The organism is Streptomyces peucetius, assembly GCF_025854275.1.
In the GTDB taxonomy this organism is placed as follows: domain Bacteria; phylum Actinomycetota; class Actinomycetes; order Streptomycetales; family Streptomycetaceae; genus Streptomyces; species Streptomyces peucetius_A.
This window is the reverse complement of the sequence record NZ_CP107567.1, coordinates 7,264,172-7,291,007: the sequence shown is the minus strand read 5'-3', so window position 1 is coordinate 7,291,007 and position 26,836 is coordinate 7,264,172. Positions and strand designations below refer to the sequence as shown.

The 26,836-nt window shown below is 71.7% G+C and carries 23 protein-coding genes and 1 riboswitch; of the genes, 3 read left to right on the top strand and 20 right to left on the bottom strand.

What is annotated here, in order from left to right; translation table 11 throughout:
- Positions 1-45 precede the first annotated feature (45 nt).
- The 3 genes from OGH68_RS32900 to OGH68_RS32890 form a co-directional block, all read right to left on the bottom strand.
- Positions 46-837 carry an SGNH/GDSL hydrolase family protein gene (locus OGH68_RS32900; RefSeq protein WP_264249070.1) on the bottom strand — a complete coding sequence of 264 codons (792 nt, stop codon included), beginning with the start codon at positions 835-837 and terminating at the stop codon, positions 46-48.
- Positions 838-1,008: 171 nt separating this feature from the next.
- Positions 1,009-1,968: a M23 family metallopeptidase gene (locus tag OGH68_RS32895; RefSeq protein WP_264249069.1), complete on the bottom strand. Its 960-nt coding sequence runs from the start codon at positions 1,966-1,968 to the stop codon at positions 1,009-1,011.
- A gap of 4 nt (positions 1,969-1,972) precedes the next feature.
- Positions 1,973-2,129, bottom strand: a riboswitch (cyclic di-AMP (ydaO/yuaA leader).
- Between the two features lie 446 nt (positions 2,130-2,575).
- Entirely contained in the window at positions 2,576-4,666 is a 2,091-nt protein-coding gene (locus tag OGH68_RS32890) for an alpha-galactosidase (RefSeq protein ID WP_264249068.1), read from the bottom strand.
- A 206-nt stretch (positions 4,667-4,872) separates the two neighbouring features.
- On the opposite strand from OGH68_RS32890, the gene OGH68_RS32885 reads away from it, so the two are divergent.
- A complete protein-coding gene (locus tag OGH68_RS32885) occupies positions 4,873-5,685 on the top strand; it encodes a tyrosine-protein phosphatase (protein WP_264249067.1) in 813 nt (270 codons plus the stop codon).
- A 94-nt stretch (positions 5,686-5,779) separates the two neighbouring features.
- On the opposite strand, the gene OGH68_RS32880 is transcribed toward OGH68_RS32885, so the two are convergent.
- From OGH68_RS32880 to OGH68_RS32800, 17 genes are all read right to left on the bottom strand, one after another.
- Positions 5,780-5,953 (bottom strand): DUF6126 family protein, encoded by a 174-nt coding sequence (locus tag OGH68_RS32880; protein ID WP_413471140.1) that lies wholly within the window; start codon positions 5,951-5,953, stop codon positions 5,780-5,782.
- Positions 5,953-6,555 (bottom strand): helix-turn-helix domain-containing protein, encoded by a 603-nt coding sequence (locus tag OGH68_RS32875; protein ID WP_264249064.1) that lies wholly within the window; start codon positions 6,553-6,555, stop codon positions 5,953-5,955. Before OGH68_RS32875 ends, OGH68_RS32880 begins: the two co-directional genes overlap by 1 nt.
- A 91-nt stretch (positions 6,556-6,646) precedes the next feature.
- A complete protein-coding gene (locus tag OGH68_RS32870; RefSeq protein WP_264249063.1) occupies positions 6,647-8,041 on the bottom strand; it encodes an aspartate aminotransferase family protein in 1,395 nt (464 codons plus the stop codon).
- A 42-nt stretch (positions 8,042-8,083) separates the two neighbouring features.
- Positions 8,084-9,103 (bottom strand): adenosyl-hopene transferase HpnH, encoded by a 1,020-nt coding sequence (gene hpnH / locus OGH68_RS32865; RefSeq protein ID WP_264249062.1) that lies wholly within the window; start codon positions 9,101-9,103, stop codon positions 8,084-8,086.
- A 5-nt stretch (positions 9,104-9,108) separates the two neighbouring features.
- The gene (locus OGH68_RS32860; protein WP_264249061.1) at positions 9,109-9,762 is read right to left on the bottom strand and encodes a 1-hydroxy-2-methyl-2-butenyl 4-diphosphate reductase; all 654 of its coding nucleotides are present in this window, start codon (positions 9,760-9,762) and stop codon (positions 9,109-9,111) included.
- A complete protein-coding gene (gene shc, locus OGH68_RS32855; protein WP_264249060.1) occupies positions 9,762-11,786 on the bottom strand; it encodes a squalene--hopene cyclase in 2,025 nt (674 codons plus the stop codon). Before shc ends, OGH68_RS32860 begins: the two co-directional genes overlap by 1 nt.
- A gap of 150 nt (positions 11,787-11,936) precedes the next feature.
- Positions 11,937-13,013: a polyprenyl synthetase family protein gene (locus tag OGH68_RS32850; RefSeq protein WP_264250402.1), complete on the bottom strand. Its 1,077-nt coding sequence runs from the start codon at positions 13,011-13,013 to the stop codon at positions 11,937-11,939.
- Between the two features lie 38 nt (positions 13,014-13,051).
- Positions 13,052-14,440: a hydroxysqualene dehydroxylase HpnE gene (gene hpnE / locus OGH68_RS32845; RefSeq protein ID WP_264249058.1), complete on the bottom strand. Its 1,389-nt coding sequence runs from the start codon at positions 14,438-14,440 to the stop codon at positions 13,052-13,054.
- A gap of 379 nt (positions 14,441-14,819) precedes the next feature.
- Positions 14,820-15,770, bottom strand: a complete 951-nt coding sequence (hpnD, locus tag OGH68_RS32840) for a presqualene diphosphate synthase HpnD (protein WP_264249057.1) — start codon at positions 15,768-15,770, stop codon at positions 14,820-14,822.
- On the bottom strand, positions 15,767-16,675 hold the full coding sequence (gene hpnC / locus OGH68_RS32835; protein WP_264249056.1) for a squalene synthase HpnC: 909 nt from the start codon (positions 16,673-16,675) through the stop codon (positions 15,767-15,769). The genes hpnD and hpnC overlap by 4 nt, the downstream gene beginning before the upstream one ends.
- A 568-nt stretch (positions 16,676-17,243) precedes the next feature.
- The gene (locus OGH68_RS32830; RefSeq protein ID WP_264249054.1) at positions 17,244-18,038 is read right to left on the bottom strand and encodes an ABC transporter ATP-binding protein; all 795 of its coding nucleotides are present in this window, start codon (positions 18,036-18,038) and stop codon (positions 17,244-17,246) included.
- Positions 18,031-18,960: an ABC transporter permease gene (locus OGH68_RS32825; protein ID WP_264249053.1), complete on the bottom strand. Its 930-nt coding sequence runs from the start codon at positions 18,958-18,960 to the stop codon at positions 18,031-18,033. Before OGH68_RS32825 ends, OGH68_RS32830 begins: the two co-directional genes overlap by 8 nt.
- An 89-nt stretch (positions 18,961-19,049) precedes the next feature.
- Complete coding sequence (locus tag OGH68_RS32820) at positions 19,050-19,934, bottom strand: glycosyltransferase family 2 protein (protein WP_264249052.1); 885 nt, start codon at positions 19,932-19,934, stop codon at positions 19,050-19,052.
- Positions 19,931-20,710 (bottom strand): CDP-alcohol phosphatidyltransferase family protein, encoded by a 780-nt coding sequence (locus OGH68_RS32815; protein WP_264249051.1) that lies wholly within the window; start codon positions 20,708-20,710, stop codon positions 19,931-19,933. Before OGH68_RS32815 ends, OGH68_RS32820 begins: the two co-directional genes overlap by 4 nt.
- On the bottom strand, positions 20,688-21,749 hold the full coding sequence (locus OGH68_RS32810) for an iron-containing alcohol dehydrogenase family protein (RefSeq protein ID WP_264249050.1): 1,062 nt from the start codon (positions 21,747-21,749) through the stop codon (positions 20,688-20,690). Before OGH68_RS32810 ends, OGH68_RS32815 begins: the two co-directional genes overlap by 23 nt.
- Positions 21,737-22,489 carry a phosphocholine cytidylyltransferase family protein gene (locus tag OGH68_RS32805; RefSeq protein WP_264249048.1) on the bottom strand — a complete coding sequence of 251 codons (753 nt, stop codon included), beginning with the start codon at positions 22,487-22,489 and terminating at the stop codon, positions 21,737-21,739. Before OGH68_RS32805 ends, OGH68_RS32810 begins: the two co-directional genes overlap by 13 nt.
- Positions 22,486-24,300 carry a CDP-alcohol phosphatidyltransferase family protein gene (locus OGH68_RS32800; RefSeq protein ID WP_264250400.1) on the bottom strand — a complete coding sequence of 605 codons (1,815 nt, stop codon included), beginning with the start codon at positions 24,298-24,300 and terminating at the stop codon, positions 22,486-22,488. The genes OGH68_RS32805 and OGH68_RS32800 overlap by 4 nt, the downstream gene beginning before the upstream one ends.
- 333 nt (positions 24,301-24,633) lie before the next feature.
- Here OGH68_RS32800 and galE point away from each other — a divergent pair, with 333 nt between their 5' ends.
- Entirely contained in the window at positions 24,634-25,617 is a 984-nt protein-coding gene (galE, locus tag OGH68_RS32795) for a UDP-glucose 4-epimerase GalE (RefSeq protein WP_264249047.1), read from the top strand.
- A 153-nt stretch (positions 25,618-25,770) separates the two neighbouring features.
- On the top strand, positions 25,771-26,712 hold the full coding sequence (locus OGH68_RS32790; RefSeq protein ID WP_264250399.1) for a cation diffusion facilitator family transporter: 942 nt from the start codon (positions 25,771-25,773) through the stop codon (positions 26,710-26,712).
- Positions 26,713-26,836: the final 124 nt, after the last annotated feature.

The following is a 26,836-nucleotide window of genomic DNA, read 5'->3' as shown; positions in this document are numbered from 1 at the left end:
CGCCGGGGCGCCCCCGGCGCCGCCCGCGGCGGACCTGCGCCGCCGTCAGAGCGGCAGCAGGTCCGGACGCTTGGCCGCCACGTGATCGCCCGAGCTCTCGCCGCGCAGCCGCCGCCCGATCCAGGGCACCAGGTACTCGCGCGCCCACTGGATGTCGTCGCGGCGCACCTCGAGCGCCCCGCGCGGGGGCAGCGGCGGCCACGGCTGGTCGGGGTCGGCGGGCACGTCGAGCCCGAGGACCTGCGCGGCGCGCAGCGCGACCCGCGTGTGCCCCTCGGGTGACAGATGCAGCCGGTCGGAGTCCCAGGCCCGCCGGTCCTGGACGGACCTGAGCGACCACAGGTCCAGCACCGGGCAGTCGTAGCGGTCGGCGATGGCCCGCACATGCGCGGTGTACGTGGCGATCTTGCCGCGCAGGTGGCGCAGGACCGGCACGTCGCGGGTGTCGAAGCCGGTCGTCACCATGACGGTGCCGACCGAGCCCGTGAGGTCGGCGACGGCCCGTTCGAAGCGTTCGGCGACGTCGTCCGGGTCGGAGCCGGGCCGGATGATGTCGTTGCCGCCGGCGCAGAAGGTGACGAGGTCGGGCGCGAGTTCCCGGGCCCTCGGCACCTGCTCCTCGACGATCTGGTCGAGGAGCCGCCCGCGTACGGCGAGGTTGGCGTACCGGAAGGTGTGTTCCGGCATGCGGTCGGCGAGCAGGACCGCGAAGCGGTCCGCCCACCCGACGAATCTGCCGTCGGGTCCAAGGTCGCCTACGCCCTCGGTGAAGCTGTCACCGATCGCCGCGTACGACCCGAATGCGTCACTGTTCTCTGTTCTCGAATCGTCTGCCACGAGAGCACATCTTTCCTTTACGGATGTGACTTACGCGACCGTAAGGAGGGGTTGACGGGGGGTGATCTTTACCACCCGTCAGGTTCGGCCCGGCCGGAAGACGCGGAAGCCCCCGCTCCGCCGATGCGGAACGGGGGCCGGGCGGCAGTGCCGTGCGGCGTGCCGGACGGATCAGAGGGAGACTCCGTGCTCGCGCAGGTAGGCGACCGGGTCGATGTCCGAGCCGTAGGAGGGGCCGGTGCGGACCTCGAAGTGCAGGTGCGGGCCGGAGGAGTTGCCGGTGGAGCCGGACAGACCGATCTGCTGGCCGCCGCTCACGGACTGGCCGCTGGAGACGGCCAGGGAGGAAAGGTGGGCGTACTGGGAGTAGGTGCCGTCCGTGTGCTGGATGACGACCTCGTTGCCGTACGCGCCGCCCCAGCCGGCGGAGACGACGGTGCCCGCGCCGATGGCCTTGACGGAGGTGCCCGAGGAGGCGGCGAAGTCCACACCGGTGTGGTAGCCGCTGGACCACATCGCGCCGGAGGCGCGGTACGGCGTGGTGACGGCCGCGTCGACCGGAGCGCTGAAGCCGGACGAGGACGCCGGCGCCGAGGCCTCCTTCACAGGAGCCTCCTTGGCGGGCGCCGCCTTCGCGGGAGCCGCCTTCGCGGGAGCCTTCGGGGCCTGCTCCTCGGGCGCGGCGGCCCGCGAGTCGTCACGCGAGGGGCGGGCCTTTGACTCGGAGCGGGGCTCGGGGTCGTTCTTCGCCTTGGACTTGGCGCCGATGGTCAGCTCCAGGCCCGGGTGGATCAGCGACGGGTTCGCACCGATGGCGCGGCGGTTGTCGTTGAAGAGCTGCTTCCAGCCGCCTCGGACGTCCTGCTCCTCGGCGATCTTCGACAGGTAGTCGCCGGCGACGACGGTGTAGATCTTCGGGGCCTTCTTGGCGGCCGGCAGCGCCGACTCGGCGAGGGCCGGGGCAGCGGCCTTCTGTGCCGCGGCGGCCGGAGCCGCCGCCGGGGCAGCGGTGGCGGCGGCGGTGGCGCCGAACAGCGGGAGCGCGATGGCGGCGCCGCCCGTGCCGGCGATGACGAAGCCGCGGGTGAACGGGTTGGACTTGAAACGACGGTGCTTACCCTTGGCGGGCATGGCGCATTCCTCTCCGGCGCCTACGAGGTGAGCTGTCGGGTTCGGGCTGGAGGTGCCCGGTCGAGCGACTTGCACGACTTCACCCCAAGCCGTCCGGATTTTCCGGAATCGGCGTACTACCTGGGTCCCCCGCTCCTGCCACGCGTGGGTGGGTTCGAATTCCGGCCGGCGGCAGGATTAGGCGGTCCGTCCGGATTGAGCGTGACCGTAGGCGAGTCGGACAGTCCTGGACAAGCCGCGTCTTTCCGCGAGCAATGCGAAGTCCGATATCACCCGGGTATTTCCGGTCACCCTCCGTGGACGACGCTCCTTCAATTGCCGCGCCGGCAACGGAATTCACCCCCAGGCCCCGGCCACACAACGTCACGAATATGACGCTGCTCACCAGCCGGAGCCCATCTCCCCTGCTTACGGGGCACGTTATATCGAACCAGCCAATTCGGACAGAAGATGCATTTGAGCATCTAGTCCCGCACTTGCCCATCAAGTCGCGCCCTGCCGGTTTCGCCGAGACGCCCGCCGGCACAGATCCGGGTGACGCCCGTCACTCCGAGCCGTGAGGAATCCCCTGACTCCGTACGCGTAAAGGGAATTGGCGGAGGCCGGATCACATCCGCCGCAGCCGGATCACGGTGGCGTCCAGATCGCCCTTCAGCCCGGTGTGCAGTCCGTGGTGCAGCAGCACCCCGCCCTGATGGACGACTCCGGTGTCCAGACATTCGTAGGCGGCGGCCGGGTCGATGCCGCGCAGCCGGAGCGCCGGCGGCCGTTCGCCGTACCGCTGCGCCTCGAGCAGCGCGAGCACGACCGTCTCCCCGCCCCGGACGTACTGCACGGCGCTGAGCCCGCCCTCCGGGGCCCGCAGCCGGTACAGCTCGCCGTGCTGGACCACCGGCCTGATCTCCTTGTAGAGCCGGACCCAGTCGCGTGCCTCCGCGAGCTCCGCCTCGCTCCACCCGGTGAGGTCTCCCCCGACGCCCAGCACCCCGGCCATGGCACTGACGAAACGGAAGCGCAGACTGCTGCGGCGGCCGTTGAGCTGGACGTTGGGGCTGTCGGTCACCCAGGCCGCCATGACCCGGGCCGGATGCAGCTGGCTGAAGCCGTGCTGGACGGCCAGCCGGTCCAGCGGGTCGGTGTTGTCCGAGGTCCATACCTGGTCGGTGCGCCCGAGGACCCCGAGGTCGATCCGGCCGCCCCCTCCGGAGCAGGACTCGAAGGCGACGCCCGGATGCGCCGCCCGCAACCGGTCCAGCAGCGCGTAAAAGCCCTCGACGTGGCAGGTCCACAGCTTCTGCGGATACGGCTCCCCCGGCCAGCCCGCATCGGTGAAGCAGCGGTTGAAGTCCCACTTCACATAGTCGACGGGCGCGCTCGACAGCAGGGCGTCCAGCTGCTCCCAGAGGTGGTCCCGGACGTCCTCACGCGCGAGGTTCAGCACGAGCTGGTTGCGGAATTCGGTGCGCACCCGGCCGGGGTGGTGCTGGACCCAGTCGGGATGCGCTCGGTAGAGATCGCTGTCCGCGTTGACCATCTCCGGCTCCACCCAGATCCCGAACCGCATGCCGAGCCCGTGCACTTCACGGGCGAGCGGCGCCAGTCCGTCGGGGAAGCGGTCCGGGTTGGGTGTCCAGTCGCCGAGTCCGGCCCGGTCGCTGGTGCGCCGCCCGAACCAGGCGTCGTCCACGACGAACAGCTCGACCCCGATCCCGGCGGCGCGCCGGGCGAGGGCCAGCTGCTGCTGTTCCGAGATGTCGAAGCCGGTCGCCTCCCACGAGTTGTAGAGCACCGGGCGCGCCTCCTGGGCACCGGGGATCACATGGGCGAGCTGCCAGGCGTGCCAGGCCCTGCTCGCCCCGCCGAACCCGCCGTCGCTCCACAGGCCGGCGAAGACGGGTGAGGTGTACGTCTGCCCCGGCTCGAGCCGCAGCAGCCCGGAATCGTCGTGACCGGCCCCGCCGGTGATCTGCACCGCCTTGTCCGGCAGCTGCTGGACGGAGATCCGCCAGGAACCGGACCAGCCGAGCGCGCAGCCGTACACCTCACCCCGTTCCTCCGTGGCGCCTTCCGCGTCCAGGGCGACCCACGGCAGGTGCTGGTGGCCGGTGTGGCCCCGCCGGCTGCCGATGATCTTCTCGCCGTACGTGAGCGCGGAGCGCACCAGGCGGGACTCGGCGGCCCAGCGCCCGTGCAGCTGGGAGAGCCGCCACGCGTCGCGCATCGGCAGGGTCCAGGCGGCGGCGTCCGCCCGGAGAAGTTCGAGCGCCGGCCCGGTGCCCTCATGGACGACGGTGACCCAGCGTTCGATCACGTCGGAGTCGTCCCGCATGCGGTAGTGCAGGGTCAGGCCGAGGCCCGCCAGGGCGTCGGTGAAGCGCAGCCGCAGCTCGTCGTCCTCGGCGACCCAGCCGTCGAAGACCCACTCGGTGCCGCGCACGTCCTCGGTGCGGACCGACAGCGCCGGGCGGGCGAACCTGGGGCCGCCCTCGACGGGATACTCCTCGCGGCCGTCGAGCTGGGACTCGAAGGGCCAGTAGGGCGGCGGCCCCTGCGCGGCCAGGGCTTCGGCGTCGGCGGCCGTGATGCGGGCGCCCCAGTGGAGGTGGACGAGCTCGTCCGCGTCGGTGAGATGGAGGGCGTAACTGCTCTCGGGGCCGGAGAGGACCCACGTACGCCCTTTGCCCATGTTCTCGATCATTCGGCCCCTCAGATTCTCACAGTCCCGCACAGACCCGAACATCATCCGCTGTGCGACCCACCCGGGGCAACGCCCGGCAGGCACACGGGCTCGTCAACCCCGGTGAACGAAGGACAAGATGATTGGCTGATGAACCTGTGTCGTATGGTCGAGGCCGCGCCGTCGCCGGCGAGCAACGCCGGCCACCGTCCCCCGAAGGAGTCCCCGTGACGCAGCAGCTGCCGCAGGCCCCCTCGTCAGAGCCCGCACTGTCCGGGGTCCGCAACTTCCGCGACGTGGGCGGCCTGCCGACGGTGGACGGACGGCGGGTGCGTTCCGGGAGACTGTTCCGCAGCGGCCACCTCGCGCACGCGACCGCGGCCGACACCGCGTTCCTGTCGGGTCTCGGGCTCCACACGATCTTCGACTTCCGCAACGCCGCCGACCAGCGGCTGGAGGGGCCGGACGTCGAGCTCCCCGGCGTGCGCAATGTGAATCTGCCGCTGAGCGACCCGGCGGACGGCGCCGAGTTCTGGAAGATGGTCCGCGACGGGAACCTGGACCAGCTCAAGGCGATCCTCGCCGACGGCAAGGGCGCCGGGCGCATGATCGCCTCGTACCGGATGATCATCAAGGAGCGGACGGCGGAGCACAGCCAGGTCCTGCACGCCCTGGCCGAGGACAGCGTCCCGGCCCTGATGCACTGCGCCGCGGGCAAGGACCGTGCCGGTCTGTCGATCGCCGTCTCCCTCCTCGCCGTCGGGGTGGAGCGGGACGCCATCGAGGCCGACTACCTCAAGTCCAACGACCCGCACCGACGTTACAAGGTCCGGCGCAGCGACAGCTCCCCCGACGCGATGTCCCCGGAGGTGATGGAGCTGCTCAGCCCGCTCTTCGACGCCCGCGCGGAGTATCTGGCCGCCGCGTTCGACGCCATCGAGGAGAACTGGGGCACCACGGAGCGCTATCTCTCCGAGGGCCTGCGGCTCGCTCCCGAGACACGCGAGCGCCTGCGGGAACGACTGCTCGACCAGGGCTGAGCCGAGGGGCTGCCGGGTCCGCCCGCCGAAGGCAGGCCGGACCCGGCCGCGGACCACTGGTTCCGGCCGGCGGACCAATGGTTCCGGCCGCCGGCTACTGGTTCTGGCCGCCGACCAGGAAGAGCAGATAGAGGAAGCCCGCGATGATGTGGCCCGCGATCAGGTAGGCGAAGAGCCGGATCACCAGGCCGCGCGGGAAGCGCTCCTCGTGCGCGCTCCCGCTGCCGGATCCACGCCGGTCCAAGGGGTCGTGCGACATGTCGTGGATCACATTCCTTGCCGGTCGGGGACGGAGTGCAGCTCGGGCGCCTGCAGCAGAGTGTGCACGAACAGCAGCTCCGCGCCCTCCGCGGAGTCCGCCTCGATGCGGTGCGGTGTGAGCGAGTCGAAGTGCGCGCTGTCGCCGGGGGTCAGCTCGTGGACGGCGTCCCCGAGACTCAGCCGCAGCCGTCCCGCGACGACGTGCAGCCACTCCTCGCCGGGGTGCACCCGTACGAGATCGCCCTGGACGCCGTGGGGCACGAACACCCGCAGGGCCTGCATGGCCCGTCCCGGGCTGCCGGCCCGGTGGTAGTCCCAGGCGCCGGCCGGCACGGGCTCGGGGGGGCGCCCGCGGATGACCGGTTCACGTTCGGGCGGCTGCTCGCCGAGCAGCTCGGCCACCGTCGTACCGTAGATGCGGGCGAGCGCGAGGAGCATGGGCAGCGACGGCTGCCGCAGCCCCGTCTCGAGCCGGGAGAGGTGCGCGGGCGAGAGGCCGGCCCGCTGGGCCGCGGCCTCGAGGGTGAGCCCGCGGCGGCGGCGCAGTTCGCGCAGCCGGGGCGCCATCTCGGGCAGGCCCTCGGCCGGCGGTTCGGCAGGGGTGGTCATGCATCCATTGCGCCAGAGCGTTGCCCTTGAGGCAAATTTCTTGCCTCAAGGGCAAAATCGCGAGCGTCCGGCCGACGGCCGGCGTTCCGGCTCAGCGATTGGCGACCGCCTGCTTCACCAGGGTCTTGCCGAAGTCCCACATCAGACCGCCGTTGCCGTGCGCGTCGTCCATGACGGCCGTGAAGGCCGCCACGAAGCGGTCGACCTCCCGTTCGCCGATGATCAGCGGCGGGATCAGCTTGATCACCTCCATGTGGTCACCGGAGACCTGGGTGAGGATGCGGTGCCTCTGGAGCAGCGGAACCACCACCATCTGCGCGAACAGCCCCTTGCGGGCCGCCTGCAGCACGGTCCAGCGGCTGCGCAGTTTGATCGAGTCCGGGCGCCCGAACTCGATCCCGATCATCAGCCCGCGCCCGCGGACCGCGTGCAGCAGTTCGTACCGGTCGACCAGGGCCGCCAGCCGGGCACGCAGCAGCTCACCGGTCACCCTGGCGTTCGCCACGACCTGCTCGTCCTCCAGCACGGAGAGCACGGCGAGACCCGCGGCCATCGCCTGGGCGTTCGAGCCGAAGCTCGCCGAGTGCACCTGCACGCGGTCCATCGACGAGTAGACCTTCTTGAAGATCCAGTCCCTGCCGAGGGTCGCGCCGACCGGCACATAGCCGCCCGACAGGGCCTTGGCCACGCAGACGAGGTCCGGCTCGACACCGGCCTCGTACTGGAAGGCGTAGAAGTCGCCCGTGCGCCCCAGACCCGTCTGCACCTCGTCCGCGATCAGCAGTGCCTTGTACGTGTGCAGCAGTTCCTGGGCGGCGCGCAGGAATCCCGGCGGCGTGGCGTGCACGCCCTTGCCCTGGACCGGTTCGACGACGAAGGCCGCCACGTCCCCACGGACCAGCTCACGCTCCAGCGCGGCGAGGTCGCCCATCGCGATCGCGGTGTCGGGGAGCAGCGGCGAGAACCCGTCGCGGAAGTCGGCCTCGCCGTTGACGGAGAGCGCGCCCGTCGTCAGTCCGTGGAAGGCGTGCGAGCAGTACACGACACGGGGCCGGCCCGTCGCGCAGCGGGCGAACTTCAGCGCCGCCTCCACCGCCTCGGCACCGCTGTTGCCGAAGTACACCCGGTCCAGGTGCGGGGTGTGGGTGAGCAGCTTCTCCGCCAGCAGTCCGGGCAGCGGCTGGCAGTCGAAGCGGGTCAGGTCGGCGAGCGAGGCGTCCAGTACGTCGTGCAGGGCCTTGCGCACGACGGGGTGGTGCCGGCCGAGGCCCATCACCCCGAAGCCCGCCAGCATGTCGAGGTAGTCGTTGCCCTCGGCGTCGTAGAAGTAGGCGCCCTCGGCCCGTTCGTACACCTTGTCGAAACCGATGGTGTGCAGCATGCGCGGCAGTTGGTGGTTGAGGTACCGGGCGTGCAGCTCGTAGCGCTCACCGCCGCGCCGCGCCAGCAGGTCCGCCAGGTCGAAGCCCTTGGGCTGCTCGGTCATTCCTCGACTCTCCTGATCAGCTCGTGTGCCGTGGCAGAAAGCTCACCGGCTGCTCGACACCGTCTCCCGGGCGGCCCGGAGTGACTCCTTGAGCGAGCCCATGGTGGCGAGCACGGCGGTGGGTTCGTAGCCGCAGTGAGCCATGCAGTTGGCGCAGCGGGGGTCCTTGCCGCGGCCGTACTTGTCCCAGTCGGTCTCTTCGACGAGTTCGCGGTAGGTGGGGACGTAGCCGTCGCTCATCAGGTAACAGGGGCGCTGCCATCCGAAGAGCGAGTAGTTGGGGATCGCCCAGGCGGTGCAGGGGAAGTCGGCCTTCCCTTCGAGGAAGTCGAGGAAGAGCGGCGAGTGGTTGAGCCTCCACCGCCGCCGGTTGCCGCCGGCGAAGGCATTCTTGAACAGTTCCCTGGTCTGCTCGACGCCGAGGAAGTGCTCCTGGTCCGGGGCCTTCTCGTACGCGTAGGCCGGCGAGATCATCATCTCGTCGACCTTGAGGTCGTCGTTGAGGTAGTTGAGCACCTCGACGACGGTCTGGGGAGTGTCTGTGTTGAAGAAGGTCGAGTTGGTGGTGACCCGGAAGCCGCGGCGCTTGGCCTCCTTGATCGCCTCGACCGCCTCGTCGAACACCCCCTCCTTGGCGACCGATTCGTCGTGCCGCTCCCGCAGCCCGTCGATGTGCACCGCGAAGGCGAAGTACGGGGAGGGGGTGAACTTCTCGAGCTTCTTGCGCAGCAGCAGGGCATTGGTGCAGAGGAAGACGTACTTCCTGCGGCTCACCAACTGGCGTACGATCTCGTCGATCTGCGGGTGCATCAACGGCTCGCCGCCGGCGATGGAGACCATCGGGGCACCGGACTCCAGCACCGCTCCGACCGCCTGCGCAACCGGCATCCGCTGCTTGAGCACGCCTGCCGGATGCTGGATCTTCCCGCAGCCCTCGCAGGCGAGGTTGCAGGCGTAGAGCGGCTCGAGCTCGACGATCAGCGGGAACTTGTCGCGCTTGCGGAGCTTCTGTTCGAAGAGATACGTCCCGACCCTGATGGTCTGGCGGAGCGGCATGGCCATCTGGCTCACCTCCTGGGGAGCAGCAAAGAACGGTGCCATTCAGAAAATGCGGGCATTACGGCACGAAGAACGCGGAAGGCCGATATTCCACCGCGAAGTGTGCCGATGCGTACCAGTTCGTGTTCCGGAGCGTCCACGACCACCCGTACGGCTGCAACAGGGCGCGGTCCCGCCTCCAAGGCGCTGTTCAGTGTGGCCGCGGACTCCATGTCCGCGGCGATCGCGCCGGTGGCCAGCAGGCGCGATCGCTCGGGGCCGCGCACCACGTGGTCGACGCCGGTCAGCGGTCCGGTGTGCACCGTGCGGCCGGGCACGGCCTTGGCGACGGCCTTCACCAGCAGGTCCGTGTGGGTGCAGGCGGTGCGCGTTCCGCCGAGCGTGACCTCGTCCACGACCACCAGGTCGCCCGGATGCATGCCGGGGGCGAGCCCCGCGCAGAAGCCGGACGCGACGACCGCCGCCCGGGCGAGGGGGCCGGACCCGCAGGCCGCGCGCACGGCACGCCCCGCGTTGAGCGGTCCCATCCCGGTGCTGAGAACCGTCACGTCACTCGCGGAGCGGCCACGGTCACCGGCGCGCAGGGCGAGCTTCTCGATGCCGAGCGCGCAGGCGATCAGCAGCGGGACGGCGGAGCCGGACGGCTCCCGGCTGTCTCCCATCAGCCCCCCTTGCGGGCACCGGTACGGCCGGCGAACTGCTCCCCGTGCACGTAGCGGCCGAGTGCGGTGAGGGGGAACACCTGCCGGTACAGGTGGTAGTTGATGGAGAAGTCCCAGGGGAAGCCGGTGCCGGTGAAGTACGGCTCGTCCCAGGAGCCGTCCGGCTGCTGTGTCCGGGCCAGCCAGGCCACGCCCCGTTCGACGGCCTTGCTCTCCCGCTCCCCCGCCGCCACCAGGGCGAGCAGCGCCCAGCCGGTCTGGGAGGCCGTGGAAGCGCCGTGGCCGATCGACTTCTCGTCCCGGTAGGAGCGCAGATCCTCGCCCCAGCCGCCGTCCTCGTTCTGTACGGACTCCAGCCAGCGGACGGCGCGCCGGATCGCCGGGTGGGAACCGGGCAGTCCCGCCGCCGTCAGGGCCGGCACCACCGCGCCCGTCCCGTAGACGTAGTTGACGCCCCACCGGCCGAACCAGGCGCCGCTCGCCTCCTGCTGGTCGAGCAGCCACCGGATGCCCCGCCGGGTGCGCGGGTCGTCGGTCATGCCCTCGTGGGCGAGCGTCTCGACGACGTGCGCGGTGACGTCAGCCGACGGCGGGTCGATGACCTCCCCGAAGTCGCAGAACGGCAGCCGGTTCGGGAACGGGCTGGTGTTGTCGGCGTCGAACGCGCCCCAGCCCCCGTCCCGGGACTGCATGCCGAGGGTCCAGCGGGTGCCGCGCGCCACGGCGGCGTCCACCCGCTCCGGGTCGGGATGCTTCACCCGCCGCAGGGCCAGCACCACCTCGGCGGTGTCGTCGATGTCCGGGTAGTTGTCGTTGTGGAACTCGAACGCCCAGCCACCCGGACCGACACCGGGCCTGCGTACGGCCCAGTCGCCGGGCCGTACGATCTGCTCGCTGAGCATCCAGTCGGCCGCCTTCACCAGCGCCGGGTGGTCCGCGGGCAGCCCGGCGTCGGCCAGGGCGATCACGGCCAGGCAGGTGTCCCAGACCGGCGACTGACAGGCCTCGACCATCCGGACGGGCAGGCCGTCCTCCTCGTGCCACACGGCGAACCGGTCCAGCGACTCGAGCCCCGCCCGCATGACCGGGTGTTCCAGGTCGTAGCCGAGCAGCCGGAGGGCGATCACCGAGTACACGGCCGGGGGCTGGATGCCGCCCCAGCAGCCGTCGTTCTCCTGGCGCTCGACGATCCAGCGGGCCGCCGCGTTCATCGCGGCCCGGCGCAGCCGGCGCGGAGCGACCTTGTGGTAGGCGTGCAGCGCCTTGTCGGCGCGCTGGAAGAAGCCGTCCCAACTCGCTGCGGGAGCAAGGCGCTTGCCCGGGTTGGGCAGGGCGGGGTCGGTGTGCAGCTCGTCCAGGGCGAAGGGGGCGGGCCGTACCGGCCGCTTCGCGGAGACGACGGTGAGCGGCACGATGGTCTGCCGTGCCCAGCAGCCGAAGTCGTAGATGTTCAGCGGGAACCACTTCGGCAGGAAGATCAGCTCGGGCGGCAGCTCGGGCAGGTCGTCCCACTTCCACCAGCCGAACAGGGCGAGCCAGATCCGGGTGAAGACACGGCTCGCGGCGATACCGCCCCGGCTGCGGACCCACGAGGCGGCGCGCTGCATGTGCGGGTCGTCCGGCCGGTCGCCGGCCAGCCGGAGTGCGACGTACGCCTCGATGGTGGTGGACAGTTCGCCCGGCCCGCCGTAGAAGGTCGCCCAGGTGCCGTCGTCACGCTGGTGCCCGCGGATGAAGCGGGCGGACGCCTCGACGGTCGCCGCGTCCTGGATGCCGAGGAACTGCCGCAGCAGCAGATCCTCGGCGTCCATGGTCACGTTGGTCTCGAGGTCGCCCTTCCACCAGCCCTGGGCGTCCTGCCGTGCGAGCAGATGCTCCACGGCGCGTTCCGCGGCCCGGCCGGCCGCTTCCCGTACGTCTCCGCCCGCCTCGGTGACCCGGGCGGCGCTCGTCGGAGTGGTCTCGCCGGCAGTGGCGGCGGCGCCCCTCAGGGGCCCGCTGCTTCCGTCGGTCGTCGCTGTCATGTGTCTCCCCTTCGTGGCAGTGGTCTCTGCTGAGCTGGGGTCTGACGTCGGCCGGTGACACGAGGAGGTCACCGGCCGGCGACGCGCTTCATATCGTGCGGCTGCTGCTCCGGTCGGTCCTTGCGGCGGCGAGGGCGGTAACGATGGCGATCATCTCTTTCGTACGACGACGAAGTCCGCGAGCGCGACGAGCTGCGCGCGGACCCGTTCCGGCATGTCGACGCCGCTGAGGGCCTCGATCGCGACGGCGTGCTGCCGGCGAGCCTCCTGGGAGGTCCACTCCCGGCCGCCGGCCTCCTCGATCAGAGCCGCCCGGGTGGCGAACTCCTCCTCGGAGAAGCTGTCGAAGTCGCTGCTCTTGGCGTCGGCGGCGAGCAGTTCGCCGAGCCGCTCGGAGGCCGCGCCGCCGGCGGCGAGGGCCGCGACCACCGGCAGGGACTTCTTGCGCTGGCGCAGGTCGCTCCAGGTCTGCTTGCCCGTGGCGTCCGGGTCGCCCCAGATGCCGAGCAGGTCGTCGACGGCCTGGAAGGCGAGACCGAGGTGGTAGCCGTACGCCTCCAGTGTGTCGGCGGCCCTGTCGTCGGCGCCGCCGAGCACGGCGCCGATGGAGACGGCGCAGGCCAGCAGGGCGCCGGTCTTGTTGCCCTCCATCTCCAGGCACTCCTCGACGGTGACCCGCTCGCGGTGCTCGTAGGAGATGTCCTGGGCCTGGCCGTCGATGAGCTTGCGGGTGGCCGTGGTGAGCCGGCGGGTGGCCCGTCCGGCCTCCACGGTGCCGATCTCCAGCAGCACCTCGTTCGCGAGGGCGAACAGCGCGTCGCCGACGAGGATCGCCTGCGCGGGCCCGTGCACCTTCCAGACGGTGTCGCGGTGACGGCGCTGCTCGTCACCGTCCATCAGATCGTCGTGCAACAGCGAGAAGTTGTGCACGAGCTCGACGGCCACGGCACCGGGGACGCCGACCTCGGGCGCGGCCCCGGCGGCCTCCGCCGACAGCAGCGCCAGCGCCGGGCGTACCGCCTTGCCGCCGTCGCCGTCGGACGGCCGGCCCTGCGCGTCGATCCAGCCGAAGTGGTAGGCGGCGACGGTGTCCATGGGCGGCGCGAGCCTGTCCACGGCGGCGCGCAGCACCGGCGTGGACAGGGTCCGTCCGCGCTCCAGCAGCGCGGAGACGTCGACGCCCTCCGCGCTCTGTGCGGTGTCGTCAGCCGGGTACGCGGAGTGCACTGTCGGCACGCTTACTCCTCTGGTTCCAGTACTGGTGCTCACGCCGCCTCCTCGAGCGGATGTTCATGGCGGCGGCCGAGCGCGGAGAGCGCAGCACTCGCGGCACTGAACCCGCTTCGCACGGCGCCCTCCATGGTCGCGGGCCAGCCGGTGGCAGTCCACGCGCCAGCAAGGTACAGGCCCTGGGCGCGTGTGTGCGTGTCCGGCCGCAGCCGGCCCACGCCGGGGGACGGCGCGAACGTCGCCGTCCGCTCACGGGTGACGAAGAAGTCCCGCACCCCGGCGCCGCGCGCCGCGGGCAACAACCGCTCCAGCTCGGGCAGATACCGCTTGCGCAGCACGGACACCGGCTCGTCGATCTCGTCCTGGGCGGCCGACTGGGACACGGCCAGGTACTGGCCCTCCTTCACCCCGGACGCCTCGGTGCGGTCGAAGACCCACTGGACGTGCGTGCCGAGAGCGGCGAAGAACGGGCGGCGCAGCACCTTGCGGTCGTACAGCACATGGACGTTGAGGATCGGGGCGGTGCCGATGTCGAGCAGCCGGTCCGGGTCCTCCAGCGCGCCGTCGGGCAGCAGCGCGTGGGCCTCGCGCTGCGGGACGGCGAGCACGACGGCGTCGGCCTCGAGCTCCTCGCCGTCCACCGCGATCTGCCAGCGGCCGTCCGCAGCCCGGCTGATCTCCCGTACCCGGGTGGACAGTTCGGTGCGGACGCCGGCGGAATCGAGGGCCTTGCGGGCGAGCGTGTCGTGCAGCTCGCCGAGCGGCACCCGGGCCCACCCGATGTCGGCTGCACCCGGCTCCGAGAGCAGTCCGGTCTTGAAGACCATCGCGGCGAGCCCCATGGACGCCTGCGGAGCACGCGCGTTGAGCGTGGCCAGGCCGACCAGATCCCACAGGGCGGCGACGGCGCGCGGCGACTGGCCATGGCGGCCGAGCCAGGTGGCGAAGTCGATGCCGTCCAGTGCCGGGTCGGCCGGGTCGAGCCTGCCGAGGGCGAGCGCGGCACGTCCGACGCCGGCCCGCTCGGCGAGGGTGAGGTGCGGATAGCGGGCAAGGCTCGCGCCGAGGTGCAGCGGTACGGGCAGGGCGCTGCGCCGCAGGCGGCCCAGCCGGGGGCCCCGCCGGGCGGCTGCGTCGAGCACGGGCACGTCCAGGCGGTCCTGGACCGGGGCGAGACGGGCGCCGTCGATGCGGTCGAGGAACCAGCGGTAGGCGGTGCAGCACCGCAGATACACATGCTGGCCGTTGTCCACGGTCAGGTCGCCGCGGCGGAAGGAGAAGGCGAGCCCGCCGAGCCGCGGCCGGCCCTCGAGCAGCGTGACGCCCACACCGGCGTCGGCGAGCCGGAGCGCGGCGGTCACACCGGCGATACCGCCGCCGACGACCACGGCGTGCCGTGCGGACGTGCTGCCGGGGGCCGTCATGCGTCTGCCTCCGGGGTCGCTGGGGCTGCGCCCTGCGGGCGGGTCGGCGTCGAGGCGCGGCGCGCCCGGCCGGGCGTGTGCCGCGGTTCCCGCCGGTTCGCGGCGCCGGTGCGGACGAGCCGCCCGTCGGGAGGGGCGGCTTCCAGGCCGGCCAGGTCCTCGGTGCGCCGGCGGCGCAGGCCCAGGCCGTGGTCGCGGGCCCCGCGGCGCGGCACGGTTCGGCCCGGGCCGGCAGCCGGCGAGGACCGGCCGGCCGCCGAGGGCGGTCCGGCGACGGACATCCGTGCCGCGCCGTCCGGGGATGCGACGGTCCTGTCCGGGGCCCGTCCGGGTCGGGCCGGGGCGCCCCCGTGGGTGCAGGGCACGCGTGTCGTGGGCGTCATCGGCGGCCCCCATGGGTCTGGCGCCCGATGAGGCGGGCGTCGAGGCCCGAGAGGCCGCGGACCGCGACGTACGCCTTCTCGCGCCCGGGCAGGGAGACCCGTCCGCGCAGCACCGCCTCCGGATCGCGCTCGATGCGGTCGAGGAGGCGGCGGTAGATGCCGGCCATCGCGGCGACGCACGCGCCGCTGCGCCGGTCGAGCATCGGCAGCAGCCGGTAGCCCTCCGCGAACAGGGCCCGGGCGCGCCGGACTTCGAAGCGGACGAGGCCGCTGAAGTCGGAGCCGGGCGGCGGGGTCGTGTCGTGGAAGCCTTCTGAGCAGCCGAACTTGGCGAGGTCGTCCGCCGGCAGATAGGTGCGGCCGTTGGCCGCGTCCTCCGACACGTCCCGCAGGATGTTGGTCAGTTGGAGCGCGAGCCCCAGCGTGTCGGCGTACTCGGCGGCGCGCTCCGCCCCGCGCGCGCCGCTCTGAGTGCCGAACACGCCGAGCGAGAGCCTGCCGATGGCGCCCGCGACGCACCGGCAGTACACCTTGAGATCGTCCCACGTCTCGTAGCTCTCGCCGCGTACGTCCATCAGCACCCCGTCGATGAGCTCGTCGAGGCCACCGAGCGGCAGGGGGAAGCGGCGTGCGGCGTCCGAGAGCGCGACGGCGACGGGGTCGGTGTCGTCCTCGTCGACGGCGCCCCGCCTGATGCGGCCGAGCAGTTCCCGGGTGCCTTCGAGACGCTCCTGCTTGGCCTGCGGCTTCAGCGTGCCGTCGCCGATGTCGTCGACACGCCGGGAGAACGCGTACAGCGCCGACATCGCCTGCCGCTTGTGCGGCGGCAGCAGCCTGATGCCGTAGGCGAAGTTACGGGCCTGCTGCCCGGTGACGGCCTCGCAGTAGCTGTACGCGGCCTGCACCGGCGCGGGCACCACGGTCGGTCCCTCCATCGTCCGGCTCATCCCTCTCTACGCGCTCTTCGCAAGACTGCTCCCACTTCACGCAGCAGGTTCGCCCTGGTGGCTCTGGGTGGCCCGGGCAGCACATCATGTCCGGCCGCGGCGATCGCGGCGAGCGCGGCACGCCCGCCGGCGACGAAACCGGCCAGCAGCAGCCGCAGTCTGCCGTCGACGCTGCCGACCAGCGGCATGCCCTCGTCGAGCAGCGCGCGGGCGCGCCGCGCCTCGTGGGCGACCAGGGCGCGCACCGAGGCGTTGGCGGTCGGCGCGGCGAGGTCGGCCTCGGACACGTGGAAACGTTTCATGTCCTCGGCAGGCAGGTAGATCCGGTCGCGCGCCAGGTCCTCGGCGACGTCCTGGAGGTGCTCGACGATCTGCAGCGCGGTGCAGATCGCGTCGGAGCGGCGCACCCGCTCGGGGGTGGTGGTGCCGGTGATGCCGAGCACCAGCCGGCCCACGGGGTCGGCGGACAGCCGGCAGTAGGCGGCGAGGTCGTCGTACGTCGGGTAGCGGCGGACCAGCTGGTCCTGCCGGTTGGCGGCGATCAGCCTGAGGAAGGGCTCCGGGGTGAGCGAGCAGCGGCGGACCGTGGGGCGCAGCGCGCGCAGCAGCGGGTGCCGGGGGGCGTCGCCACCGGGACCGAAGACCCGGTGCAGGTCGGCCTCGAAGGCGTCGAGCACGGCCAGCCGGTCGTCGGCGCGCTCCGGCGGGACGCCGAGCCGGCGGGCGTCGGCGCCGCCCGGCGCGAGGTCGCCGTCGCCGATGTCGTCGACGAGGCGGGCGTAGCCGTAGACGGCCATGAGATCGTCGCGCCAGGCGCGGGGCAGGAAGAAGGGGGCGACGGGGAAGTTCTCGTCGGCCGCCTTGTCGAGGGTGGCGCGGGCGGGGGCCTGCGCGGTGCCCGTCACTGCGCGCTGCCAGGCGCGGGGAACGGCACGGCATCATGGGAGGAGACGGCGCAGCGCTCTCGGAGCTGGAGATTTCCCGTCACGGCCGTCACATCTCCCGTTCTACACTGCCGACCCAATACATCTCATTTCGGACACGCCGCCGCACGCTGCACCCCAGTCCACCACGCGGAGGTGGAGGACCCGGCCGGTCGGCCCACGGCATATCACCCGAGTTGCCGCGATCAGTACCGGTACAGCTTACGTTGTACAACGCTCCGCGACGCCCCGGGGTGTCACGCGCATCCCGACAGCGTGGCCCTTCACCCCAACACCGGCGCATCACAAGGAACTTGACCATACCTTGACGAACCGGTCCGCGCCGCGAACGGACCGGAGGGCGCGACGGTGTCGAAAGCGACGAGGCCAAGGGAGCGAAGCGACCGCGGGCCGAGGAACGTCGACACCGGCATCGAGCGCCCGCAGGGACGTGAGCTCAGGGGCGTGGGCGGTCGTACCCGGATCACCGGCGCGGGAAGGCCCCCGCCGCTCCGGCGCGGCGGGGGCCCTGCGGTCCGTACGGACCGGGCTACTTGCCCGTCTCCTTCTCGTACGCCTTGATGACCTCGTCGGTCGGGCCGTCCATCAGGAGCTCGCCCTTCTCCAGCCACAGGACACGGTCGCAGGTGTCCCTGATCGACTTGTTGCTGTGGCTGACCAGGAACACGGTGCCGGCCTCCTTGCGCAGCTCCCTGATCCGCTGCTCCGAGCGGATCTGGAACCGGCGGTCGCCGGTGGCCAGTGCCTCGTCGATCATCAGCACGTCGTGGTCCTTCGCCGCGGCGATGGAGAAGCGCAGCCTGGCCGCCATGCCGGAGGAGTACGTGCGCATCGGCAGGGTGATGAAGTCACCCTTCTCGTTGATTCCGGAGAAGTCGACGATCCCCTGGTAGCGCTCGCGGATCTCCTCGCGCGACATGCCCATGGCCAGGCCGCCGAGTATGACGTTGCGCTCGCCGGTCAGATCGTTCATCAGCGCGGCATTGACGCCGAGCAGCGAGGGCTGGCCGTCGGTGTAGACCTTGCCGCTCTCGGTCGGCAGCAGGCCGGCGATGGCGCGCAGCAGGGTGGACTTGCCGGAGCCGTTGGTGCCGATCAGGCCGATCGCCTCGCCGCGGTACGCGGTGAAGCTGACACCCCGTACCGCGTGGACCTTGCGCACCCCGCGGGACTCGCCCTTGTCGCGGCGCAGTATCCGGCTCAGCGCCGCCGTGGCGCTGCCCCTGCCGCCGCTGCCCGCGTTGACCCGGTAGACGATGTGCACGTCGTCGGCGATGACCGTCGGGACACGCGCTCCGGCCCTGTTGTCGTTGTTCTCAGCCACGGCCGTACCGCTCCTCAGCCTTCCAGAAGTACACGAAGCCCGCGAAGCCGATCAGGACGGCCCAGCCGAGGGCCGCGGCCCACACGTGCGAGGGCAGGTTCTCGGAGCCGTAGCCGTCGATCAGTGCGAAGCGGATGAGATCCATGTAGACGGCCGCCGGGTTGTACATGAGGACGTCCGCGATCCAGGCCGGCTTGTCGGCGAGCATCACCGGGATGGAGAACATCACGCCGGAGGCGTAGAGCCAGGTCCGCATGACGAACGGCATCAGCTGCGCGAGGTCGGGGGTCTTCGAGCCCAGTCTGGCCATGATCATGGCGAGGCCGGTGTTGAACACGAACTGCAGGGCGAGTGCCGGGAGCACCAGCAGCCAGGACAGCGCCGGATAGCTGCCGAAGCCGACCACGATCGCCAGCAGCACGATCATGGAGAACAACAGCTGCTGTAGCTGCTGCAGCGCGAAGGAGATCGGCAGCGAGGCCCGTGGGAAGTGCAGGGCGCGCACCAGCCCCAGGTTCCCGGAGATCGAACGCACGCCCGCCATGACCGAGCTCTGCGTGAAGGTGAACGCGAACACGCCCGTCACCAGGAACGGGATGTAGACGTCCATCGACATGCCACGGCTGGTCTTCAGGATCACCCCGAAGATCACCAGGTAGACGAACGCGTTCAGCAGCGGTGTCGCCACCTGCCAGAGCTGGCCGAGCTTGGCCTGGCTGTACTGGGCGGTCAGCTTCGCCTGGGAGAAGGCGAGGATGAAGTGGCGCCGGCCCCAGAGCTGCCTGATGTAGGAGACCAGGCCGGGACGGGCACCGCTGACCGACAGCCCGTACTTGGCGGCGAGCTGCGACGGGGACAGGCCGTCGTCGGGCGACGGTGCGGGACTCATCGCGACGGCGCCGTCATGGGTTGTGTCACTCACAAGTTGAAACTTTCGTGTTCAAGATGCGCGGCAATTCGGGGCGCGGCCTTCACCGGCCTGCTGCCCCGATGCTCTCAGAGCCGAGCATGTCAGATGACAGGAGGTCGGCCCAGCCTGGTGAGACGCCACACCGTACGCCATCTCATCGGACGGCGCGGTCCGCACGGGGTGCGCCACCCCTCTGCGAAGCCGCCGAACCACGCCTTGAGCGACGGGAGCGACGGGCGCCGCACCAGGGTGAGGAGCATCCACACCGCCAGGTAGACGGGCACCAGCGGCGCGGGCAGGTTGCGGCGCGCGACCCACACCCGGTTGCGGGCCACCATCCGGTGGTAGACCGCGTGCCGGGACGGGGGCATCGTCGGGTGGAGGAGCAGCATGTCGGCGCGGTACTCGATGGACCAGCCGGCGTCCAGCGCGCGCCAGGCGAGATCCGTCTCCTCGTGCGCGTAGAAGAACTCGTCCGGGAGGCCGCCGACCTCGCCCAGGACCTTGGTGCGCACGGCGTTGGCGCCGCCGAGGAAGGTGGTCACCCGCGAGGAGCGCATCGGGTCGGAGGCGCGCAGTCTCGGGACGTGGCGGCGCTGGGTGAGCCCGGTCTCCGGGTCGGCGATGCGGAAGCTGACGATGCCGAGCCCCGGGTCCGCCTCGAAGGCCTCGCGGACCAGCCGGGCGGTGCCGGTGTCGGGCAGCAGCCCGTCGTCGTCGAGGAAGAGCAGGACGTCGACGTCCGAGCCGCCGGGGCCGAAGGCCTCGATGCCGACGTTGCGGCCGCCCGGGATGCCGAGGTTCTCCGGCAGGTCCACGGTGCGCACCCCGGCGGGCACGTCGGCCACGGGGGCGCCGTTGCCGACGACGACCACCTCGATCGGGTCGCCGTCCTGCTTCGCGACCGAGTCGAGGAGGGCGCGCAGTTCCTCGGGCCGGGTTCCCATCGTGATGACGACGGCGCCCAGCTTCAGCGGTGAGCTCATTTCAGCCTGCTCGACGCCAGGACGGAGACCAGGTGCAGCAGCGTCTGGAGCAGCGCGATGCCGGCCAGCACGGCGACGCCGAGGCGGCTGAAGAACAGGTCGCCCCTGACCTGGTCCAGGACGGCCAGCAGCACGATCAGCAGGGACGCCTCGATGCCGAGGACCAGCCGGTGGAACTTCAGCGCGGCCGCCGCCCGGCGGGCGAGCGCCACCCCGGACGAGCGCGGCTCGGCAGCCGCTTCCTTGACCGGCGGCAGCCCGCCCTGGTGCCGGGCGACACCGACCAGGTCGGTCTCCGCCTTGATCAGGATCGCGCCGAGTGCGGCCAGCGTACCGAGGAAGGCCCACAGCCAGTCGATCCGGCCGCTGCCCCACAGGTCCGCGGCACGCAGGCCGAAGCCGACCAGGACCGCCGCGTCGCACAGGTAGGCGCCGACCCGGTCCAGGTACACCCCGGAGAGCGAGAACTGCTGCTTCCAGCGGGCCACCTCGCCGTCGACGCAGTCGAGCAGCAGATAGAGCTGGACCGCCACGGCGCCGAGGACGGCACCCCATATACCGGGCACCAGCAGGGCCGGAGCGGCGAGGACGCCGGCGAGGGTCATCACGTAGGTCAGCTGGTTCGGCGTGACCTTGGTGGTGACCAGCAGGCGGGTGATGCGCAGGGAGATCTCGCGCATGTACAGGCGGCCGCCCCAGTGCTCACCGCTGCGCCGGTCCTTCACACCCGCCGGGTGCACGACGGGGCGGAGTTCAGCTACTGATGGTCTTGGCATAGTCGGCGTACGCGTCCCTGATCTGGTCGTGGGTGAGGTCGAGGTGCTCGAGGATGGTGAAGCGTCCCGGGCGGGTCTGCGGCGCGTACTCCACGGCGCGCACGAACTCGTCCGGCGTGAACCCGATCTCCTCGGGCAGCACCGGCAGCCCGTGCCGGCGCAGCACCTCGGCGAACAGGCCCGACTCCTCGTGGGCGCCGCGCAGGTGCATCGCGAAGGCGGCGCCGAGGCCGCACTGCTCACCGTGGCTGGCGGCCCGCTTGGGGTACAGCAGGTCGAAGGCGTGGCTGATCTCGTGGCAGGCGCCCGAGGCGGGCCGGGAGTCGCCACTGATCGACATGGCGATGCCGGTCAGCACCAGTGCCTCGGCGAGCACGGTGAGGAACTCGTCGTCGCCGACGCCGCCGGGGTGGCGCAGCACGGACTCGCCCGCGGTGCGTCCCATGGCGGCGGCCAGGCCGTCGACCTTCTCGCCGGTGATCCGCTGCGACAGCTCCCAGTCGGCGATCGAGGAGATGTTGGAGATCGCGTCGCCGATGCCGGAGCGGACGAAGCGCACCGGGGCGTCGCGGATCACGTCCAGGTCGATGACCATGGCGATCGGCGTGGGCACGCCGTAGGAGCCGCGGCCGTTGTCGTTGTCGAGGGTGGAGACCGGCGAGCACAGGCCGTCGTGCGACAGGTTGGTCGCGACGGCGACGAGCGGCAGCCCGACCCGTGCGGCGGCGTACTTCGCCACGTCGATGATCTTGCCGCCGCCGAGGCCGACGACCGCGTCGTACCGCTTGCCCTTGATGTCGTCGGCCAGCTTCACCGCGGCGTCGATGGTGCCGCCGCAGACCTCGTACCAGTCGGCGCCCGGCAGGGCCGGCGCGATCTTGGTGCGCAGCTTCTGCCCCGAGCCGCCGCTGATCGCGACGGCGAGGCGGCCGGAGGAGGAGATGCGCTGGTCGGCCAGGATGACGGCGAGATCGTCCAGGGCGCCGGAGCGGATGTCGACGACGACCGGCGAGGGGATGAGACGGGTCAGTACTGGCACGCGATCCCACGGCCCTTCGCGAGGTCGTCGTGGTTGTCGATCTCGACCCACTTGACGTCCCCGATGGGCGCCACGTCGATCGTGAAGCCGCGGTTGACCAGTTCCTGGTAGCCGTCCTCGTAGTAGAGGTCGGGGTCGCGCTCGAAGGTGGCCTTGAGCGCGTCCGCGAGGTCGGCGGCGGCCTCCGGCTCGATGAGCGTGACGCCGATGTACTCGCCGGTGGCGTCGGCCGGGTCCATCAGCTTGGTGATCCGGCGGACGCCCTTGCCGTCGGCGGTGATGACCTTCATCTCCTCGTCGGCGAGGTGCTTCACCGTGTCGAGGGCGAGGATGATCTTCCGGCCGTCGCCGCGGGCGGCGAGCAGCGTCTCCTCGACGGAGACGGGGTGGACGGTGTCGCCGTTGGCGAGGATCACGCCCTCGGCGAGGACGTCACGGGCGCACCACAGGGAGTAGGCGTTGTTCCACTCCTCCGCCTTGTCGTTGTCGACGAGGGTGAGCTTCAGCCCGTACTTCGCCTCGAATTCGGCCTTGCGCTCGTACACGGCCTCCTTGCGGTAGCCGACGACGATCGCGGCCTCGGTGAGCCCGATCGCGGCGAAGTTGCCGAGCGTCAGGTCGAGGACCGTGGTCGCTTCCCCGTCCTGTTCGGGGCCGACCGGCACGAGGGCCTTCGGGAGCGTGTCGGTGTAGGGGCGCAGACGCCGTCCGGCACCGGCAGCCAGTACGAGGCCGATCATGCGGGTTCTCCTTCGTCGTGTACGGCGGGTGCTTGCGAGGACACCCAGAAGCGGATGCTCTCCACCAGCACCACGAGGGCCACGGCCGCAGTGAGGACCGTCAGCGCGATGGTGAAGTCTGTGCCGCCCGGCAGGAGGGCGAGCAGCGTGACCGCCAGGACCCGTCCCTCGTGCCCGCCGATCGTCCGCACCAGCCAGTGCGGGGGCGCGCCGGTGCCGCCGCGGATGCGGTACACCGTGTCGTAGTGATGGTAGGCGACGGCGGCAATCAGGCCGAAAGCCGCAGGCAATGCACCGTTCACCCCCGCGTGGGCGGCGAGGACGAGGATCGTGCCGTACTCGGCGGCCCGGAAGACCGGGGGGACGAGCCAGTCGAGGGCGCCCTTGAGGGGCCGGGCGACGGCGATTCCCGAGGTGGCTGCGTACACGAGGGCGGCGACGACCGTCCAGGCGCTGCCGAAGCCGGCGAACGCGGCGGTCGCCACGACTGCGGCCGCGCCGGCGGCGGCCGCCGCCAGGGGTGCGGGGCCCGGCAGCCGCCGCGCACGGCGGGCGGCGGCGCGGGCCACGGCCTCGGCCGCCGGCCCGGAGTCCGCGAGGTCGGCGAGCGCCCGGGCGGCACGGTCCGTGCGGTGCGCCTTGCGCGTCAGCGAGCGCAGCACCCGGCCGGCCGTGGTGTAGCAGGCGGCCAGCGAGCAGCCGACGAGCAGGGCGTAGAAGACGATGCGGGGCGTGGTGACGGCGGTGAGCAGGGCGATCATGGCCCAGCGTTCGCCGATCGGGAGCACTATCATCCGGCGCAGCCAGACCGTCCAGCCGACGCTGTCGAGTCTGCTGGACAGGGCGGCGGTCGGACTCGTGTTCGCCGCCGCGTCGTGGTTGGCCTCGTTGAAGGAGAAGTCCACGACGTGCCGGCAGGTCTGCAGCACCATCGCGCCGAGCGCGAGTGCCCACACGTCGTCCCCGCCGCGGGCGGCGCCGAGCGCGAGGCCCGCGTAGTAGGCGTACTCCTTGGCCCGGTCGAAGGTCGCGTCGAGCCAGGCGCCCATCGTCGAGTACTGCAGGGAGTAGCGGGCGAGCTGCCCGTCGGTGCAGTCCAGTACGAACGAGAAGAGCAGCAGCAGGCCGGCCGCGACGAACCCGGCGCGGGTGCCGGTGGCCGCGCCGCCCGCCGCGACCAGCGCGGTGAGCAGGGACGCGGTGGTGACCTGGTTCGGGGTCAGTCCGCGGCGCGCGCACCAGCGTGCGAGATAACGGGAGTAGGGGCTGACGCAGAACGTGGTGAAGAAGCCGTCGCGCGCCTTCACGGCGGAGCGCAGCCGTACCGCCTCGTCGTCGACGGCCTCCACGGCGGCCCTCACGCGGTGCCGCTCCTCCGCCTCCGAGGGCACGGCGGCGACCAGTGATCCCAGGTCGGGGCGGTGCACGGCCACGCCCTGGGCCTCGAGCTCGGCGGTGACGCCGTCGACCACACCGTTACCGGCCACGGCGCCCGCTCCGGCGGGCACGGTGGCCGAGACGGCCCGTACCGCGCCGGTCAGCGCGGCTCGGGCGGCCGGCTGGGCCGTGAGCGCGCCGGTGACGGCGGCGGTGGGGAACCGCGGGTCGGTGAGCGCCAGCCGCAGGGAGTGCACATGGCCCACGAAGCGCGGGTCGACCACGGCGACGCGCTCGGCACCGGGGACGGCCGCGATCAGCGCGGCGGTGTGTTCGGGGCCGTTGGCGACCCGCACGTCGAAGCCCAGCGACCGCAGATCGCCCTCGAGCGACGATCCGGGTACGGGCGGACCGGTGAGGATGGCGGTCGACAGACGAACTCACTCCTTGGAGCTGACGTTGCTGGAGCACGGCGGCCCGGCCCGGCTGTGGGGCGGCGGCACGTCGGCTGAGGCTATCGGATGAACGGAAGCGGGAGTTCACCGGCCGTTAACGCCCTGGCGGCCCGCCGAGATCATCATTGTCGATCGAGGCCCCGCCCTCCAAACCGCTCCCTCTGCGGGATCGTGGTCGGTCCGGGCAGGGGCTCTGGACGGCTGCTGTTCGGCGGAGCCGGCCCCGGGGTGGCCGCGAAGGCCGGGAGGAGCACGCACGGGCCGGTCGCGAGGGGCCGGGGCCGGGGCGGACCACCCCATAGGGTGGCCGTCATGACTTGGCTGATCACAGGTGGAGCGGGATACATCGGGGCGCATGTGGCGCACGCCATGACGGCTGCCGGTGAACAGGTCGTCGTGCTCGACGACCTGTCCTCGGGGATTCCCGAGCGGCTGCCGGCGGGGGTCCCGCTGGTGCGCGGGTCCGTGCTCGACCGCGATGCGGTGGACCGGGTGCTCGCCGGGCACGCCGTCACGGGTGTGGTCCATCTCGCCGCGAAGAAGCAGGTCGGCGAGTCGGTGGAGCAGCCGCTCAGGTACTACCGGGAGAACGTGTGCGGCCTCACCGTGCTGCTGGAGGCCGTGGTGGCGGCCGGTGTGCGGAGCTTCCTGTTCTCGTCGTCGGCCGCCGTGTACGGGGTGCCGGACACGGACCTCGTCCCCGAGTCGGCGCCCTGTGAACCGATCAATCCCTACGGGGAGACGAAGCTCACGGGCGAGCGGCTGGTGCGGGCGGCCGGCCGGGCGCACGGTCTGTCGACGGCCTGCCTGCGGTACTTCAACGTCGCCGGCGCCGCCGCCCCGGAGCTGTCGGACACGGGGGTGTTCAACATCGTCCCGATGTTCTTCGACCGGATCACCCGCGGCGAGGCCCCGCGGATCTTCGGCGCGGACTATCCCACCCCGGACGGGACGTGCATCCGCGACTACATCCATGTCGCCGACCTCGCCGACGCGCATCTCGCGGTGGCGCGGCGGCTCGCCGGGACGGCGGGCGGCGAGGACCTCACCGTCAACATCGGCCGCGGCATCGGCGTCTCGGTCCGGGAGCTCGCCTCCGTGGTGGCCGAGGTCACCGGCCGCGGTCCGCAGCCGGTCGTCGAGCCGCGCCGGGCCGGTGACCCGGCGAAGGCCGTCGCCTCGGTGGAGCGGATCGCCGAGGAACTCGGCTGGAGGGCCTCGTACGGGGTGCGCGAGATGGTCGCCTCCGCCTGGGAGGGATGGCTGGCCAGGCATCCGGAGACGGCCGCCCGCTGATCTCCGACGGCCCCTGACCTGCAAGCATTTACGCAGGTCAGGGCATATGACAACGGTGTTCAGTGCCGTGTTGCCCGATACCCCCCGCCCGTAGTTGACTTGGGTCTCGACCGAGCGACGTACCGCACGCAGGCGCACCGGAAGGGCATCGACATGGGGGCTGGGCACGACCACGGGCACGGGCACGGCGGCCCGCCGCCGACGGGCACCGCCGCGGCGGCCTACAAGGGCCGGCTGCGGATCGCCCTCGCCATCACGCTGGGTGTGATGGTGCTGGAGATCGTCGGTGGTGTGCTGTCGGACTCCCTGGCGCTGATCGCGGACGCCGCCCACATGGCGACCGACGCGGTGGGGCTGGCGCTGGCCCTGCTGGCGATCCACTTCGCCAACCGGCCCGCCGGGCTGAACCGTACGTTCGGCTTCGCCCGTGCCGAGATCCTCGCGGCCCTCGCCAACTGTCTGCTGCTCCTGGGCGTCGGCGGCTTCCTGCTCGTCGAGGCGGTGGAGCGCTTCATCGAGCCCGCGCAGACCCGGGGCGGTCTGACCGTCGTCTTCGCGCTCGTCGGCCTGGCGGCGAACATGGTCTCGCTGACGCTGCTGATGCGGGGCCAGAAGGAAAGCCTCAATGTGCGGGGCGCCTATCTGGAGGTGCTGGCGGACGCGCTCGGCTCGGTGACCGTGCTGGTCTCCGCGGCGATCATCCTGGCGACCGGCTGGCAGTACGCCGACCCGATCGCCTCGCTCGCCATCGGCCTGATGATCGTGCCGCGCACCTGGCGGCTGCTGCGGGAGACGCTGAACGTGCTCCTGGAGTCGGCCCCCAAGGGCGTCGACATGGGCGAGGTCCGTGCCCACATACTGGCGCTGCCCGGCGTGGAGGACGTGCACGACCTGCACGCCTGGACGATCACGTCCGGGATGCCGGTGCTCTCCGCGCACGTGGTCGTGACGCAGGACGCGCTGGACGCGGTGGGGCACGAGAAGATGCTGCACGACCTCCAGGGCTGCCTGGGTACGCACTTCGACGTCGAGCACTGCACCTTCCAGCTGGAGCCGGTCGGTCACGCGGAGCACGAGGCGAGGCTCTGTCACTGACGGACCTGTGACGACCGGAGGCCCGGGCGCTGCTAGGGTTCCTGCCGGGACATGGCCGTCCCCACCCTTGAGCGGCTCGAGAGGAGCTGAGGTCGATGACCGTCGCAGCGGAGTCCCCCTACGC